This is a genomic window from Mesorhizobium sp. M0991, assembly GCF_040318915.1.
GTDB lineage: Bacteria > Pseudomonadota > Alphaproteobacteria > Rhizobiales > Rhizobiaceae > Mesorhizobium.
On sequence record NZ_JAMYNE010000014.1, the window covers coordinates 100,645 to 117,090 of the forward strand.

Consider the following 16,446-nt stretch of genomic DNA (forward strand, 5'->3'; position numbering starts at 1 on the left):
GAGGCGCTCTCAGGAGGGCGTCATGCGCATTGACAGTCTGCATCCAGTAATATCGGCCCGTCTCATGGTGATCGATGTCGACGCTCCACTCCGCAGTGCAGCACTCTCACTTTCCAGGCCCGCAATAGGCCTGGTCGTGGTGTGCCACGGCAGTGGGGAGGCGGCAGGCGTGCTGAGCAAGTCCGACCTTGTCCGCCATCTGGCGAATTCAGGGCCAACAGAAGCGCCGATTGCGGCATTGATGAGCCGGTCCATCGTGTCCTGTGGTCCCGACGATGATCTTCATTCAGTCTGGCAGACCATGGCCGCGCAAGGCCTGCAGAATGTGCCGGTGCTCGGGGCTGACTCGAAACCACTAGGCGTCCTCGATATCCGTGATGCGATGAAGGCGCTCTTCAAACAAGAGGAACTGCAGGAACGGCTGCTTGCCAACTATATCAGCGGGATCGGCTATCAATAGATCATGGTCTCGCGATTGAATATACATAAGGATGTGTTGGAGTCGTCTTAGATATAATAGACAATAAATGCCGTAAATTATAGCGTATTGAAGCAAATAGGTGTCGACTAAGCCAACGGGGGAATGAAATGTTTCGTCCGGACATAAAAGAGGATGTCTTCGACAGCCCGCCCGATGGTCCTGGAAGTGGTATGTCCGTGCAAATGTCGACCGCCGGCATTGTCCATGACCTGGGCAATCTCATTCAGGTCGCCTCGTCGGCGTTGAACCACCTGGCCCGCGATCCGAGCATCCAAGCGGCTCCGGCGCTTGGGCCTGTAATTGCCGGCGCCAAAACGGCTTTGGAACGGGCTGGGGGCCTTGTCCGGCAAACCATCAGCCTGGCCCGAGAGAGCCGCGCGGAAATCGAATGCACAAACGTAGGTGCTTGCCTGGCTGAGATCGAAACCCTCGTGCGGAGCGCCTTGGATGCCAATTTCGGTCTTGAGCTTCGGGTTGGGTCCGACCTGCCTTTGGTGAGATGCGATCGCTTTGGATTGCAAAATGCGGTTCTGAATCTTCTGTTCAACGCCCGCGATGCAATGCCTGACGGCGGTTTCATCTCGATCGATGCCGGCTTGGCCTCTGAAAGCTCTACCGCCGGTCAGGTAGATATCCGTGTCGCGGACAACGGTATCGGGATGACCAGCGAGACAATGGTCTGCGCCTTCGATCCGTTCTTCACCACCAAAAGCGAAGGCCTCGGCGGCGTCGGTTTGCCGATGGTGAAGCGCTTTGCCGAGCAGTCAGGCGGAAGCATCGATATTCAGAGCACGCTTGGGGCAGGCACGACCGTCACTCTGCGGTTGCCTGCGGTGCGATAGCGGCCGGCCAATCTCCCTCCGGTGACAGACGTGACATACAATCGAGAGATAAAGATGGATGCACAAGTCGTTGAAAACGTCCAACAGCACCGTTTCGAGCTGCCGATCGCCGGCGATATGTTTGCGGCGGCCTATTATCGGCTCGAAGGCGGGAAGGTCGCGCTGATACACACCGAAGTCCCGTCGGAATTTTCCGGACAAGGGATCGCGTCGCGATTGGCCCAAGGGACCTTCGAACTGCTCCGCAAAACCGGCCGTAAAGCGATCTTGAAATGTCCCTTCATGAGCCGTTTTTTCGCCAAGCACCCGGACTACGCGGATGTCGTCGACGGCTAGTCAGGGCACGAATGTTGAGGGTTTCCCAGGGATCCATCCAAATGCACGACGAGTATGATTTGCAGAGGTTCGTCAGCGCACAGGATCCGGTCTACGACGACGCGCTGGCTATTCTCCGTCAAGGAATGATGTGCACTCCCTACATGGAGTTCATCTTTCCAAGGTTGGCCACCAGGCGAAGCGGTACTGCGCCTGAGCCATATGCAATCGCATCGCTCGACGAGGCCAGCGCCTATCTCTCATTTCCGATTCTCGGAGGCCGTTATCGGGAATGCGTTGGCACCCTGCAGCGGCTCTCCGGCCTAAGCGCTCGCGCAGCCTTCGGTGAGGTTGATGCGAAGAAGTTGCACGCGTCTCTCACGCTGTTTTCCGAAGCAAGCAACGACGAGTTCCTGCTCGAGACAATCTTCGACGTCTGGTTCGACGGTTTGCTCGATGAGGAAACGATGAACGATCTCTACTTGATGTCCTAGTGGTCTGCCTGCGCCACCGGCGTAAAGCCGTCGCGGCGCAGAGGTCACCATCCGCTGCCTTATCCCTCACACGCTGCCATCTGGCAGAGGCATGAGCTCGTGCTCTCCCGGCACGCCTGGGAAGCGGCCCTCGCGCCAATCCGCCTTTGCCTGCTCGATCCGTTCGGCTGAAGTGGAGACGAAGTTCCAATAGATATGACGTGGCTCGGCCAGGGGCTCACCTCCTATCAGCATTAGTCTCGCCGCATGGAAGGCAGGCGCCCGGAGCACAATCTCAGCGCCGGGCGCCAGAGCTATCAATTCAGCCTCATGAAACGTACCGAGCTGGCCGACAATTCCAACCTCACCGGCGACGATGTAGATCGCACGCTCACGGTGTTCGGGTTTCACCTGGTATCGGGCACCGCTCGTGAGCACAATTTCGGCATAGACCATGTCGGAGAACGTCCTTACCGGCGAGACCAACCCGTCGGACTCGCCGGCGATCAACGCAAACTCGATGCCGTCGGCACAGATCCTCGGTATTTCGGGGGCGCCAAAATGTGCGACATCGGCAGCAATTTCTTCATAGCGGGAGGGGAGGGCGATCCAAGCCTGAGCGCCGAAGAGATTGCTTCCCGAGGCCCGGACTTCCGGTGGCGTGCGCTCGGAATGGACGATGCCCGACCCGGCCGTCATCCAGTTGACCTCGCCAGGACGGATGGTCTGCACTTTACCGAAATTGTCCCGATGGACGATCTCGCCATCGATCAGGTAGGTCACGGCCGCAACGCCGATATGCGGATGCGGTCCCATATCGAAACCGTGACCTGCGTCGAATATGGCGGGGCCGAAATGGTCGAACAGGATGAAGGGCCCGATCATGAGGCGATTCGAGGAGGGCAATACACGCCTTATCTTCAGTCCGTCGGCAAAATCACGGACAGCCGGCTGGATGAGTGTATCGATGCCTGTGATATCGCTTTGGCGGGTGGTCATGGATCTCTGTCCTTCTGCATGCCTTGTCAGCCAGGTGCTCGAACGCGCTTGAACGGAGCGGCGCGAAAGACCGTCTGAATGGCATTGAGGAGCGCGAATTTGGAGCTCGCGTGGTGCTGTCCGGCGATGCCGCTTTCGTTAAAAGCCGAAACCCTCATCGACAGGATCGCGGCAAGATCTTCGGCCATTTCGGGCCGGTCGTGCAGCAGCGGCGCAAAGCTTTCCTGGTCTATCTCGTAAACCGTGACAGGGGTCATTGCCCGCAAACTTGACATCTCGCCAATGCCGGCGAGCAAGCCGGTCTCGCCGAAGAAATCGCCAGGTGCAAGCCGGCCGATCTCCTGCAGTTGATCATCGTCCTCGCCAATTTGCCGGACGATGACTCCCGTCCGTACGATCATGAGCGACGGCAGCATCTCTCCCTGTCGTGCGACGATCTCGCCCTTGTGGTAGCTGCGAACCGAGGCCGCTTTGGCGAGCGACTCCTGCTCGGTACCCGTCAGTGCCGAGAATACCGGTATGGAATTAATGAGTTCGATTGGGGTGAAGCCTTGCGACGCTGCCGTCTCGTCGCTCGGCCGGTTGGTCATGGCAATCGAAGCCGAAAGTGGCTGCGCCAGCAGTATGCCGGTCGACTTTGAATGGCGATAAATGAGATCGAAGATGTCGTTCCGAGCGGCACTTCGCTGGTCAATACTTGCGACGCGAAACGACAACTCTATCTCGATAGCTGCGGCATCCAGGCTTCTGATGGTAACCGAAGGCGGAGGGTCCTGGAGGATTGAATTACAGCTCAGCAAGACAGTGCGCATGAGATCTATGATGATCGCCGGCGTCTTCGTTGGCGCCACCTTGACGGTCACGGCAAGTCCATGGCTCTCGTCCGGACCGCTTAAATTTGTTACCCCGATCTTGGCGAGAAGGCTGTTTGGCAGTGCGACGACATTGTGGGTCGGGGTCAGGAGTTGAGTCGACCGCCAATTGGTCTCGACAACGCGGCCTTCGGTTCCGTCGCCCAGAATGATCCAGTTTCCAAGCACGTAAGGGCGGCCGAGGTTAAGCGCGATCCCCGAAAATACGTCACCAAGCGTATTCTGGAGCGCCAGTCCCAGGATGACGGCAAAGACGCCCGACGTGGCAATGAGCGTTCCGACCGGCACTGCAAAGACAAACGCCAGGATCGACAGGAACATTCCAGCGTAGACGACACCGACCACGACGTCCTGCAGGAGACGTGCCTCGCGCGGCTTTCGCTCAAAGACGAGATAGATACGGACAAATCCGATTAGCGCCCAGGCAAGGTGAACCCACCAGAGCAGCTTGACCGAGCCGGTGAGGACCGCTCCTCCGGTTGTCTCGTTGTCCCCTGCTGCCTCGTACGGAATGACGCGCAGGTCGACAACCATGGCCGACATCGCGAGGAAAAAGCCGAGTTGGACGACCAGCTTCGCATTGGCGAAGCGTCTGGGGATGAGGGTCCAAACGACGATCCCGGCGAGGCCGAGCAACACGATGTAGACCAGAGGAGAGTTCCACCAGTTCATGAACGATCACCGCCATGCCCAGTTCAACGTTTGGTCTCCGGCCCGGCGATCGGGCCTCTGCCGCTGGCCTTGTCTTTTTCGAGAACTGCTTCGGTGATCGAATTAGGCAGCCGTCGCGGCTTTTCGATCAGCCCGAGCGCAGGCATGGCGATGATGAAGAACGCAAAATAGTAAAGCGTCGCCAGTTGGGACATGACGACGTATGCGCCTTCCGCCGGTCGCGAGCCGAGCCAGCCGAGAAAGAGGGCATTGGCAACGAACAGCCAGAAGAGCACCCTGTACCAGGGGCGATAGACCGCCGAGCGCACCGTCGAGGTGTCGAGCCACGGCACCAGGAACAGCACCGCGATCGAGCCGAACATCGCGAGCACGCCGCCGAGCTTGGAATCGATCGGCCCGATATTGAACGTGATGGCCCGCAGGATCGCGTAAAACGGCAGGAAGTACCATTCCGGCACGATGTGGGCCGGCGTCTTCAGCGGATTGGCGATGCTGTTGTTGTCGGGATGGCCGAGATAGTTCGGCAGGTAGAAGACGAAATAGGCGAAGAAGAACAGGAACACGAGGATGCCGAAGGCATCTTTGACGGTGGCATAGGGCGTGAAGTCCACGACATCGGTTTTCGATTTGACCTCTATGCCGGTCGGATTGTTCTGGCCGACGACGTGAAGCGCCCAGATATGCAAGGTCACCACGCCCGCAAGCACAAATGGCAGCAGGTAATGCAGCGCAAAGAAGCGGTTCAGCGTCGGATTATCGACCGCGAAGCCGCCGAGCAAAAGCTGCTGGAGCCAGTCGCCGATCAGTGGGACGGCCGTGAAGAAGTTGGTGATGACAGTAGCGCCCCAGAACGACATCTGTCCCCAAGGCAGCACGTAGCCCATGAAGGCCGTCGCCATCATCAGCAGGAGATTGGTGCAACCGAGCACCCACAGCAGCTCACGCGGCGCCTTGTACGAACCATAGTAGAGCCCGCGGCAGATGTGGAGGTAGACGGCAATGAAGAAGAACGACGCGCCGTTGGAATGGAGATAGCGCAGCAGCCAGCCCGAATTCACGTCGCGCATGATCTTCTCGACCGAATTGAAGGCCAGCCCCGTATCCGGAGCGTAATGCATCGCCAGCACGATGCCGGTCAGGATCTGTGAAACCAGCATGATCGTGAGAATGCCGCCGAACGTATAGGCGTAGTTCAGGTTGCGCGGGACGGGATAGACGATGAAGCTGTCGTGCACCAGCCGCGGCAGCGGCAGGCGGGCGTCGAACCAACGTTCGATTCTGGTTTTGGGCGTATAGGTCGAGTGTTTGTCGCCGCTCATCGAAATGCCCCCTGCCTTAACCGATGCGGATCTTGGTGTCGGAAACGAACTGGAACACCGGTACCGCCATGTTCTCGGGCGCCAGCCCCTTTCGGATGCGGCCGGCGGGGTCGTATTGAGAACCGTGACAAGGGCAGAGCCAGCCACCGAAATCGCCTTCCTGGCCATGCGGGATGCAGCCGAGATGGGTGCAGACCTGGACCATCACCACCCAGGCTTCCTTGCCCGGCATAGTTCGGTTGGCGTCGGTTGCCGGCGCATCGGCCGGCAGGTTGGCGTTGCGGGCAATTGGATCCTTGAGCTCGGCGAGACTGACTGCCTGGCCGTCCTTCCTCTCTTTTTCGGTGCGGTTGCGCACGACCACCGGCTTGCCGTGCCAGTCGACGATCAGCGACGTTCCCGGCGTCAGCGAGGAGACGTCGACCTCGATCGCGGCGGGCGCTTCGACGCTCAATGTGTGCTCGGCTTTGGAGGTTTCGGAAAGGTCGGCCATGATGGCGACTCCTATTGTTGGAAGCTGCTTCATCGCGTTGGTGGCAATCGAGCAAAAGCAGGCCACGGCTTTCGCCTTTCCAGTCTGCTTATGTCGCGCGGAATATGCCGGCCGTGGCCGGGTGTGAGCCATCGTGCCAACGGCACGTGCGTCCAATACTTTCGTTTAGGATTTCCTGAGCGAAGGACTGGTCGGGCTGTCGATGATGTCATCATGGAAGGCTCTGGATTCCTCCAGATAACCGTTGGCCACTGAGCTGGGATATGCCCCGGCATTGCGCACGGCGATCCCGAACTTCAGCCCGACCATACCTCGGCATAGGCACGTCTAGCTGTCGGTGTCGTAGTCGTCGTCCCCGCCAAGTGCGAATTCTTGGAGCGGTGTCTTGCGTGGCAGGTTTTCCGCCCGGCGACGACCAATTGCGCCGATTCAATCGGGTTCAGAAAAGGGAAAAGCGGTGAAACTCTACTACAGCCCTCTCGCCTGCAGCCTGGCGGACCACATCGCACTGGAAGAGGCTGGTGTTTCCTTCGAGCGCGAAAGTGTGAACCTCAAGACCAAACGAACAGGCTCCGGGGATGATTTCACTACCGTCACGCGCAAGGGCTACGTTCCAGCCCTCATGCTGGATAGCGGCGAAACGCTGACGGAAAATATCGCCGTCCTCGACTGGATTGCGTCGCAATACCCGCCACTGGGAGTGGCGGGGCCGTTGGGCCGTACCCGCCTTCTCGAAGCGCTGGCCTACGTCTCAACTGAAATACACCGAAGCTTCAAGCCGATGTGGCACCAAAGCAGCGATACCGAAAAGGCCAAGGCGAGCGTGACGATTACGAGCCAACTCGAGTTCTTCGCTGACGGGCTCGAGACCGACTATCTGTTCGGCGACAAACCCACCGTCGCGGATTTTTATCTTTTCGTGATGCTGCTTTGGGCGGCGCGCTTCCACGTCCCTGTTCCCGCGCCTTTGCAAGCGCTTCGCGCCCGAATGGCTGCCCGACCGGCTGTGCGCATCGCAATGGATCGTGAGGGCCTCGTCTAAAGCCGGGGGTGGCTCCGAGCACAAGATCAGACGCAACATATTCTCTCGCCCCAACAGAAGGTCAGGAGTCATTGTCATGCTGCCGTTTCTGCGGATGCTACATCCAGCCGCTTCCAAGCGCCGGGATGGCCTACGTCTCGAATTTCTCCGGAGCGAAATCGAGGAAACGCTGGACCTTACCGACATTCAGTCAGAGCTCGCCGCACGGCCTCCTGGCAGAGTGGTTACAATCCTGGATTCGCCGCAGTCACCGTCGAAATAAACGCAATATTTCCTGTCGGCCGATGCGGCCGGCGGTCTAGTCGTTCCCGCTTGTTGGTCATCATAGAGGCTTCATCATGAGTGCGAGTAAGGCTCCCGAGACGGTCGATCATCGCCGCCGGCGCATTGTTGGTGCAACAGCAATGACGTTCGCCGCCACCGAACTCGGCTTGAGCGCGCCGGCAGCCACTTGGATGGTCGAGGCGAGGGCATCTGCGACGCAAGCCACGCAGAACGCGTTCGGCTCGCTCAGGCAGGTCAATGCCGGAAAGCTGAGCGTCGGACATGCGGAACTGGGGCCCGCCGAAGGTGCCCCTGTGATCCTGCTTCATGGCTGGCCTTATGACATTCACACCTACACCGACGTCGCTCCCCTGCTTGCCGCAAAGGGGTACCGCGTGATTGTGCCCTACCTGCGCGGCTACGGCACTACGCGCTTCCTGTCGGACGACACGATGCGCAACGGCCAGCAGTCGGCGCTCGCCGCGGATACGATTGCCCTGATGGATGCGCTGGGGATCGCGAAGGCCACGATCGCCGGCTGCGACTGGGGCGCTCGAACGGCCAATGTCGTTGCCGCGCTCTGGCCGGAGCGTTGCAAGGCGATCGTCTCGGTGAGCGGCTATCTCATCGGAAATCAGCAGGTCGGCATGGTGCCGCTGCCACCGGAGGCTGAGCTTCAATGGTGGTATCAGTATTACTTCGCCACGGATCGCGGCCGCGCCGGCTACGAGAAATACACGCGCGATTTCGCCAAACTCATCTGGCAACTCGCTTCGCCGCAGTGGAATTTCGACGATGACATCTTCCAGCGCAGCGCCGCAGCCTTGGACAACCCGGATCACGTCAGCATCGTCATTCACAATTACCGCTGGAGGCTCGGCCTGGCACATGGCGAGCCGGAATATGACGTTCTGGAAAACCGGCTGGCCGAAGCTCCCGTGATCACAGTGCCGACCATTACCCTTGAGGGTGATGCCAATGGCGCACCCCATCCCGACAGCAGTTCCTACGCCAAGAAATTCTCGGGCAGATACACGCACCGGATCATCACCGGCGGTATCGGCCACAACTTGCCTCAAGAAGCCCCGCAAGCCTTTGCCCAGGCTGTCATTGACGTCGGCGAATACTGATCAAGTCCATGACGTGCCCCGACCGTAAGGAATAACACGGGAAGATTTCGGGTTCTCGGCACAGCCTTCCGTCCGCTTAGGCGAGAACAGCTCTCCCGCTGACCCAGACCGACGCGATGTTGGCCCTGGAAGCGGAGTAGACGATCTTCTGAAGGATGCCGTCGCCGTCGTCGAGTTCGTCCCACAGGTGAATTGTGCCTCTGGGCGCGGCGGTGTCGACCAGGATCGCATCGAAATGGTAGCCAGGCGAGAATCGTCCCACAGGCAAGCCGAGTGCCGCGCCGCCGCCTGCCGTCGCCAAGTGGAAGGCCTCGCGAAAGTCGACGCGTGCTGTTCCGGCCGTGCCGCGCGCCTCGGCCGCTAGCGCCGGGTCGGTGCCGGTTTCCAGCATGCGCGACGACATGACCGTCGCGCGCATCGCATCGAACATCGAGGCGCTCGGTCCCCCGGAAATATCGGTGCCGAGCCCGACCTTGACACCCTTCTCGAGGGCCGCCCTCAACGGGAACACGGCGCCTGCGAAGTAGGCGTTGGAAACGGCGCAGTGCGCCACGGCCGCCTTGCGCACACGGATTGTCTCCATGTCGGCAGGCGTAATGAAGTTGGCGTGCGCGAGCACGCTGCCGGCGCGCAGCAGGCCGAAGCGATCAAGGCTCGACGTGTCGCTGATCCCGTGGCGCTGCAGCACGTAGCCATGCGCCCAGTCGCTTTCCGAGCAATGCGTCTGCACATGGCAGCCGCATTCCTGTGCGAGCGCTCCAAGGCCTTCGAGGGCGGCGTCGGTACAGGAGGGGATGAAGCGCGGAGTAATGACCGGCTTTACCCGTCCCGCGGCATTGTCCGGATGCCCATGCACGTAGTCGATCACAGCGCGCGTGCCATCGATGGCCGCGTCCGCCGAGGTATCGCGATAATAGGCCGGGCACTCGTCGGGATTGTCCATCGCCACTTTGCCGACCAGCGCACGTTGTCCGCGTTCGAGGCAAATGTCGACGAGCAGCCTTGTCGCGTCCTGATGGATGGTTGCGAAGTAGAGCGCTGTGGTCGTGCCGTCAGCGATCAGGTCGTCGACCAGAAGGCCGTAGCTGCGCCGCGCGAAGGCGAGATCGGCGTAGCGCGCCTCCAGGGGAAACGTGTATTTGTGAAGCCAGGTCTCGAGCGGCACGTCCAGCGCCCGGCCGAGCTGCGGATATTGCGGCGCGTGCACGTGAAGATCGACGAAGCCGGGCAGCAGATAACTCTGCGCCGGCAAGGTCGCCAGCGCGCCGGTCCGGCGTGCGGCCTCCACCCCCTCGTCATAGCCGGCATCATGCGGATGCAGCACCGAGGCGATGATGCCTGATTGATCGACTGCGATCAGGGCATGGCGCAACTCTTCCACGAGCCCGCGCTCCGGCGCGTGAAAGCCGCTGGCCAGAAGCGTCTTGCCGTTCAGGTTGCTCACCTGTCCTCCGCCGAAGAACAGCTAAGCACTGCGGCCGGGCAGCGCCAGAGCGCGTTCGCGAATGCCCGCCCGTCGATGCCGATAGCAATATCGGAGGGGCTGCCACTCATGCGGCTTGCGCCGTCGTGCCGTAGCTGATGCCCTTCTCCTTCAGCCAGCGGCGATAGGCGATGGACGAGCCGTCGGCCCGCGTCGGGATTTCCGTGCGCGGCTCGAGCGGCAAAAGAAGCGGGCGCTGATTCTCCAGGATGATGCGGTCCTGCAGGAAGATGAGCTGCTGGAATTGCACCAGTTCGGTCGTGGTCGACACGTCGTCGATCAGGAACATGACGGGGTGAGCGCGGCAGCGGTCCGGATCAAGGGGCTGCACGAACAGGCAGATCACGTCCCAGCGGGTAGCCGAGTTGGGGCAGGTCTTGTAAAGCATCACCGCGAAAGGATTGGCGACCCGATACATGTATTGGGTCATGATGCCGCCGGTCGCCGAGAGTGCTGCCTGTGGCTGGAAGAATTCGCAGTTGGTCGCCCACACCTCGTCCACGTCGCGGCGGATTTCGGTTGTGTAATGCCGCACTTCCGTGTGCGGCTCGGCGCCCAATATGTCGGTATGGACAAAGGGGAAATGCGCCATGTCGAGGAAATTCTCGACGATGCGGAGGCCGGACGCCTTTACCGCGATCGCGCCGCAAACGACAGGCCGGCGGTCGTCCTCATAGGCCTCCGGGATCGACAGCACATCGCCGGCCGGCATGCCGAGCGTGATCCATAGATAGCCGTAGCGTTCCTTGGCCGGGACTTGGCTGCCGTCGCCGGCGCGCGACACATTGACCGCGCCTGCCGTATCGCGGGCTACCAACAGATCGATGCCCAAAAGCCGGTTCGGCATCGTGCCAACCGGAATCTCGTTCAGCGCGTCAATGCAATACCATTGATCGAGGGCCGCCTGCTCCGCAGCTCGCTTCATGGTCATTGTTGCGTCCTTCCTGTGCTGTCTCACTGCCGATAGATGCGGTCCATCACGGCCCGGTGGTCGGCCATCGCCGCCTCGACATCGAAGGAGGCGAAGTCGCCTCTCGCGATAATCTGCCGGCCGTTGATGTAGGAATAGTCGACCTTGAAGGGTCCGCAAAGCACCAGCGCGGCGAGCGGGTCGCGCTCGGTGCCGGAAAGGCCGAGCTGACTGCGTTTGACTGCGATGAAGTCGGCGCACATGCCGGGCGCGAGATGGCCGATGTCATTGCGGCCGAGCAGGGCAGCGCCGCCGCGCGTCGCCATTTCGAGGGCCTCGCGCGCGGACAGCGCCGTCGGCGTGCCGCCGAAACCGCCGCGGCCGCCGGGCTTTTCGGAGAGATAGTGGTGCGGCGCGACACGCTGAAGCATCAGCGCCAGCCGCGCTTCCATGAACAGGTTCGACGTGTCGTTCGAGGCCGAGCCGTCGACGCCAAGGCCGACCTTCACGCCCTTGTCGAGCATCTCGCGGATCTTCGCGATGCCCTGGCCGCAGCGCATGTTGGCCGACGGGCAATGGGCGACCCCGGTGCCGGTTTCGGCGAAGCGGTCGATCTCGTCGCTGGTCATGAAGATCGAGTGGGCGAACCAGACGTCGTCACCGAGCCAGCCGACGGATTCGGCGAACTCGACCGGCCGCTTGCCATAGATTTCGAGGCAGTACTTCTCCTCGAAAAGCTCTTCGGCAAGGTGCGAATGCAGGTTCACGCCCTTGTGGCTGCGCGCCAGCGATGCCGCATCGCGCATCAACTCCGGAGTCACCGAGAAGGGCGAGCAGGGAGCCAGGATGATGCGGCTCATCGAATGCCGCGACGCGTCGTGATAGCTGCCGATCAGCCGTTCGGCATCCTTCAGGATATCCTCTTCCTTTTCGACGCAGCGGTCCGGCGGCAGGCCGCCCTGGCTTTCGCCGCGCGACATGGCTCCACGCGCAGCGTGGAAACGCAGACCGATATCGCGGGCCGCACCGATCGTCGCGTCGAGCGTGCAGTTGTTGGGCAAGATGTAGAGGTGATCGGAGCTGGTCGTGCAGCCCGAATGGATGAGCTCGGCCATCGCTACGCGCGCAGAGACGCCTATCGCATCGTCGTCGAGCTCGGCCCAGATCGGATAGAGCGTCTTCAGCCAGACAAGCAGCTCGTCGTTCTGAGCCATCACACGGGTGAGGTTCTGGTACATATGGTGATGCGTGTTCACCATGCCCGGCATGACGACATGACCCGACAGGTCGAGCACCTCGTCGGCGCTGGAGGCACTGAGTTCCGCGGTGGTGCCGACCGCCTCGACGACGTTGCCGTCGATCAACAAGGCGCCGTCGGAAATCTCGCGGCGCGTATCGTCGAAGGTGGCGAGCAGATCGATGTTCTTGACAAGCAGGCGGGGCATGATCGTCTCAACGCATGTCGCGGAAATAGGGTTCGCCGAGAGCAGCCGGCGCGGCCATTACCCGGCGCATGCGCTGCCAGGCAAGCACCGGCACGATGATCAGGGCGATCGTGCCGAGATAGGGCAGCATCGACAGGATCGGCGCCGCTATCGGCCAGTTGCGTGCTTGGCCGACGAAGCCGAGCGAGGTGATGAGACCGAACAGCAGAGCGGCCAGCACGGCGTTGAGGGGCCGGTAGCCTGCGAAGATGACGAGAGAGACGGCAATCCAGCCGCGGCCGGCCACGACGCCTTCCGACCAGGAGGGAACGAAGGCAAGCGTGAGGTAAGCGCCGGCGCCGGCCGCCAGCGCCGAACCCGCGGCGACATACCAGAAGCGGATGCTTTGCACCGAAATGCCGGCGGCGTCGGCTGCCGCGGGGTTTTCGCCCACCGCGCGCATGTTCAGCCCGTGGCGCGTGCGGAACATGATGTAATGCAGCACAACCGGCAGGACGATGTAGATCAGGTAGACAAGGATGTTCTGCGTGAAGATCGCGCGACCGAGCAGCGGGATGTCGCTAAGATAGGGAATAGCGATCGGCGCGAAAGTCGCCGGCGCCGGCATGCCGGAATAGGCGCGACCGATCGTTGCGGCCATGCCCGTGCCCATCAGCGTCAGCGCCAGGCCGCACAACACCTGGTTCGCCTTGACGACGACGGTTCCAACAGCGAAGACGCAGCCGACGAGGAAACCGACGGCAAGCGCAAGGACGAAGCCGAGCATAGGGTGCGGCGTGGCGACGACGACCGCGATGCCAGTGATTGCACCGAGCGCCATAAGCCCTTCGACGCCGAGATTGACGACGCCGGCGCGCTCGGAGAGCGTCTCGCCCAGCGCCGCCAGCGCCAGCACGCCGCCGGCGAGAATGGAGGTCTGGATCAGTCCGGCGATCATGTCCATGGGTGTTTCCTCAGCTCGCGGCCGGTTCGGTCCGCGTGATGCGGTAGTGAGCGAGTTCGTTGCCGATCGCCGTGAAGAACAGGATCAGTCCGGTGATGGCGAGCACGGCTGAAACGGTGATGCCTTGCGTCTGCAGGATGATGCCCGAATTCAGGATGACGCCCATCAAAGCCGCGCCCGCGAGCACGCCAAGTGAGGAACCGCGCGCCAGCACCGCGACCATGATGCCGAGATAGCCGAAATTGTTGGAGATGCCGCCCTGCAGGCGATGCACCGTGCCAGCTACTTCCAGCATACCGGCGATGCCGGAGATCGCTCCCGACATCAGCAGGACGACGATCAGGCGGCGTCGGAACGGCATGCCCGCATAAAGCGCCGCGCTTGGATTCGACCCGGCGACCCGCACCTCGTAACCCCAGCGCGTGTAGTTGAGCAGTCCTGCGATGACAAAGATGAGCAGGATCGCCAGCGGGAAACCGTAGTGCACGATACCCCAGAATTCGGGCACGTCATGCGGCAGACGCGCAGTGGTCGCGAGCGCGTGGCCGCTCGGGTCGAGCCATGGGCCGGTGGCGACATAATAGACCATCAGCGTCGCCACGAAATTCAGAAGCAGGGTGGTGATAAGTTCGCTGACATCGGCGTAGGCGCGCGCCAGCGTCGGCACCAGTATCCAGAGCAGCCCGCCGAGCGCGCCAGCGATGAACATAACAGGCAGGATCAGCCAGGTCGGGCCGGGAATGAACAGCGCGACCGCCGTGGCGCTGAAGGCGCCGGCATAGAATTGGCCCTCCGCGCCGATGTTCCAGGCGCCGATTCTCAGCGCCACCCAGACCGACAGGCCGGTGAGGATCAGGGGAGTGACCAGAAGCCCGACATCTTCCAGCCCGAAGCTCGAGCCAAAAGTCGAGCTGAGCACCTCCCAGGCGAGTTCGATGGGAGCATTGCCGCGATCAGCCAGAACCAGGCCGGCGACCACCAGCGCCAGCACGATCGCCAGGGCACGTGCCGCAAAGGCAACGGAGGGCTGCGCGGATGGAACGCGCTGGAGCTTGATCGCCAAGGTCAGTGCTTCCCGGCAGCGGCCTGGGCGCCAGCGCTGGACCGCATCTGCCCGCCCATCATCAAGCCGATTTCCTCGATGTCGGTGGAGGCAGTCTCCACCGCGCCCATAATCCTGCCATGGAACATCACGGCGATGCGATCCGACAGGTTGAACAGCTCTTCCAGCTCCTCGGAAATGAAGAGCACACCGACGCCGGCATCGCGCAATTCGACGAGGTAGTTCATCATCGTGTTGATCGCTCCGACATCGAGGCCGCGGCTCGGATAGGCGGCGATCAGAACCTTGCTTGCGATGCGCATCTCGCGGCGTGCGACGAGGCGCTGCTGATTACCGCCGGAAAGGTTGCGCATGGGCATGCCGAAATCGGGCACCGCAACGGATGCCGCTTCGGCGATCGTGCGCGCGAGAGCAGCCGCAAGGCGCGGTCGGAACGCGAAGCCCTTTGAAACAGGCGCCGACGCATATTCGCGGATTATGGCGTTGTCGGTGATCGAAAGCGCCGGCGCCAGGCCGCTGTGCAGCCGGTCTTCAGGAATGTGGCCGACGCCGAACTTCGCGTAATCGACCGCGCCGGCGGTCGTGACGTCCTTTCCGCCGAGCAGTATCTGGCCGGAGTGGATCGGCCGTAAGCCGGTGACGACCTGGGTCAGCTCCTTCTGGCCGTTGCCGGCCACACCGGCGATGCCGAGAATCTCGCCGGCATGGATGTCGAGCGAAACCTCGTCGAGAAGGATGCCGCCCACGTCATCACGCGCGACGACGGATTTGAGGCTGAGCACCGGCTCGGCGGAGATGCCGGCCGCGCCCGGCTGCCTGGCACGCAGATTGCTGAGCACGATCTCACGGCCAACCATCAGGCGCGCCAGCATCTTCTCGCTGCAGTCCGCGGTCTTTTCGGTGGCCACCTTGCGGCCGCCGCGCAGCACGGTGATGCGGTCGGATATCTCCAGGACCTCGTCGAGCTTGTGGCTGATGAAGACCACCGCATTGCCCCGGGACACGAACTGCTTGAGCGCCTTGAAGAGCTCGCGCGCCTCCGCCGGAGTAAGCACTGCAGTCGGCTCGTCGAGGATCAGAACGCGGGCGTTGCGCGCGAGCACGCGTAGGATTTCCACGCGCTGCTGCTCCCCGGTCGAAAGATCGGCGACGCGCGCGGATGGCCGCACCGCGAGGTTCAGCTTCTCGGCCAGTGCGGCAGTCCGCGCCTCGAGCACGGACGAGCCAATACGCTTGGGTGTTTCGGACCAGCCGAGATGAATATTCTCGGCGACCGTGAAGGCGGTCACCAGCTTGAAATGCTGGTGGACCATGCCAATACCGGCGGAGATCGCATCGACTGGAGACGCGAAACGTTTGGCATAGCCGTCGACGACGATCTCACCGGCATCCGGCTGATAGATGCCGGTGAGGATGTTCATCAAGGTCGACTTGCCGGCGCCATTCTCGCCGAGCAAGGCGTGGATCTCCCCCGGCATCACGTCCAGGTCGACATCCTGGTTGGCAACGACGCCGGGGAAATATTTGCTGATGCCCTTGAGCAGCACGAGCGGCGGCGCGCCGGAGCCCGGCTCGTAACGCCCAGGGGAGGTGGACGACACCTCCATGCCGCCGTAACGGTGCTCGCTCGAAGCATGATGAACTGGAACAAAATCATTCATCCTGCTTAGCTCTTTGCCTTCTGCCGCATAGTCTATCCG

At 61.7% G+C, this 16,446-nt stretch carries 16 protein-coding genes; 6 read left to right on the forward strand and 10 right to left on the reverse strand.

Annotated features, from left to right (window positions below):
- Positions 1–22 precede the first annotated feature (22 nt).
- From NKH70_RS20810 to NKH70_RS20825, 4 genes are all read left to right on the forward strand, one after another.
- Positions 23–460 (forward strand): CBS domain-containing protein, encoded by a 438-nt coding sequence (locus tag NKH70_RS20810; protein WP_352483844.1) that lies wholly within the window; start codon positions 23–25, stop codon positions 458–460.
- 128 nt (positions 461–588) lie between these two features.
- The gene (locus NKH70_RS20815) at positions 589–1,323 is read left to right on the forward strand and encodes a sensor histidine kinase (protein WP_352912435.1); all 735 of its coding nucleotides are present in this window, start codon (positions 589–591) and stop codon (positions 1,321–1,323) included.
- A 54-nt stretch (positions 1,324–1,377) separates the two neighbouring features.
- Positions 1,378–1,659, forward strand: coding sequence for a GNAT family N-acetyltransferase (locus NKH70_RS20820; protein WP_352716533.1), 282 nt, complete (start codon positions 1,378–1,380; stop codon positions 1,657–1,659).
- A gap of 41 nt (positions 1,660–1,700) precedes the next feature.
- Positions 1,701–2,132: a DUF1810 domain-containing protein gene (locus NKH70_RS20825; protein WP_352912433.1), complete on the forward strand. Its 432-nt coding sequence runs from the start codon at positions 1,701–1,703 to the stop codon at positions 2,130–2,132.
- A gap of 66 nt (positions 2,133–2,198) precedes the next feature.
- On the opposite strand, the gene NKH70_RS20830 is transcribed toward NKH70_RS20825, so the two are convergent.
- The 4 genes from NKH70_RS20830 to petA are packed head-to-tail and all read right to left on the reverse strand — an operon-like array spanning position 2,199 to position 6,466.
- On the reverse strand, positions 2,199–3,110 hold the full coding sequence (locus NKH70_RS20830) for a pirin family protein (RefSeq protein WP_353025904.1): 912 nt from the start codon (positions 3,108–3,110) through the stop codon (positions 2,199–2,201).
- Between the two features lie 26 nt (positions 3,111–3,136).
- Complete coding sequence (locus NKH70_RS20835) at positions 3,137–4,654, reverse strand: mechanosensitive ion channel family protein (protein WP_352912431.1); 1,518 nt, start codon at positions 4,652–4,654, stop codon at positions 3,137–3,139.
- 23 nt (positions 4,655–4,677) lie between these two features.
- On the reverse strand, positions 4,678–5,973 hold the full coding sequence (locus NKH70_RS20840; RefSeq protein ID WP_352716537.1) for a cytochrome b: 1,296 nt from the start codon (positions 5,971–5,973) through the stop codon (positions 4,678–4,680).
- 16 nt (positions 5,974–5,989) lie between these two features.
- Positions 5,990–6,466, reverse strand: coding sequence for a ubiquinol-cytochrome c reductase iron-sulfur subunit (petA, locus tag NKH70_RS20845; RefSeq protein WP_352716539.1), 477 nt, complete (start codon positions 6,464–6,466; stop codon positions 5,990–5,992).
- Between the two features lie 457 nt (positions 6,467–6,923).
- Here petA and NKH70_RS20850 point away from each other — a divergent pair, with 457 nt between their 5' ends.
- A complete protein-coding gene (locus NKH70_RS20850; protein ID WP_352716541.1) occupies positions 6,924–7,508 on the forward strand; it encodes a glutathione binding-like protein in 585 nt (194 codons plus the stop codon).
- 338 nt (positions 7,509–7,846) lie between these two features.
- Positions 7,847–8,902, forward strand: a complete 1,056-nt coding sequence (locus NKH70_RS20855) for an alpha/beta fold hydrolase (RefSeq protein ID WP_352716542.1) — start codon at positions 7,847–7,849, stop codon at positions 8,900–8,902.
- A 76-nt stretch (positions 8,903–8,978) separates the two neighbouring features.
- Here the strand turns inward: NKH70_RS20855 and guaD are convergent, their stop codons facing one another.
- From guaD to NKH70_RS20885, 6 genes are all read right to left on the reverse strand, one after another.
- Positions 8,979–10,346, reverse strand: coding sequence for a guanine deaminase (guaD, locus tag NKH70_RS20860; RefSeq protein WP_352716544.1), 1,368 nt, complete (start codon positions 10,344–10,346; stop codon positions 8,979–8,981).
- A 106-nt stretch (positions 10,347–10,452) separates the two neighbouring features.
- A complete protein-coding gene (locus NKH70_RS20865; RefSeq protein WP_352716757.1) occupies positions 10,453–11,310 on the reverse strand; it encodes an aromatic ring-hydroxylating dioxygenase subunit alpha in 858 nt (285 codons plus the stop codon).
- Positions 11,311–11,339: 29 nt separating this feature from the next.
- On the reverse strand, positions 11,340–12,740 hold the full coding sequence (locus NKH70_RS20870; protein WP_352716546.1) for an 8-oxoguanine deaminase: 1,401 nt from the start codon (positions 12,738–12,740) through the stop codon (positions 11,340–11,342).
- A 7-nt stretch (positions 12,741–12,747) separates the two neighbouring features.
- The gene (locus NKH70_RS20875) at positions 12,748–13,683 is read right to left on the reverse strand and encodes an ABC transporter permease (protein ID WP_352716548.1); all 936 of its coding nucleotides are present in this window, start codon (positions 13,681–13,683) and stop codon (positions 12,748–12,750) included.
- A 10-nt stretch (positions 13,684–13,693) separates the two neighbouring features.
- A complete protein-coding gene (locus NKH70_RS20880) occupies positions 13,694–14,746 on the reverse strand; it encodes an ABC transporter permease (RefSeq protein ID WP_502908383.1) in 1,053 nt (350 codons plus the stop codon).
- A 2-nt stretch (positions 14,747–14,748) separates the two neighbouring features.
- Complete coding sequence (locus NKH70_RS20885) at positions 14,749–16,353, reverse strand: ABC transporter ATP-binding protein (protein WP_352912463.1); 1,605 nt, start codon at positions 16,351–16,353, stop codon at positions 14,749–14,751.
- Positions 16,354–16,446: the final 93 nt, after the last annotated feature.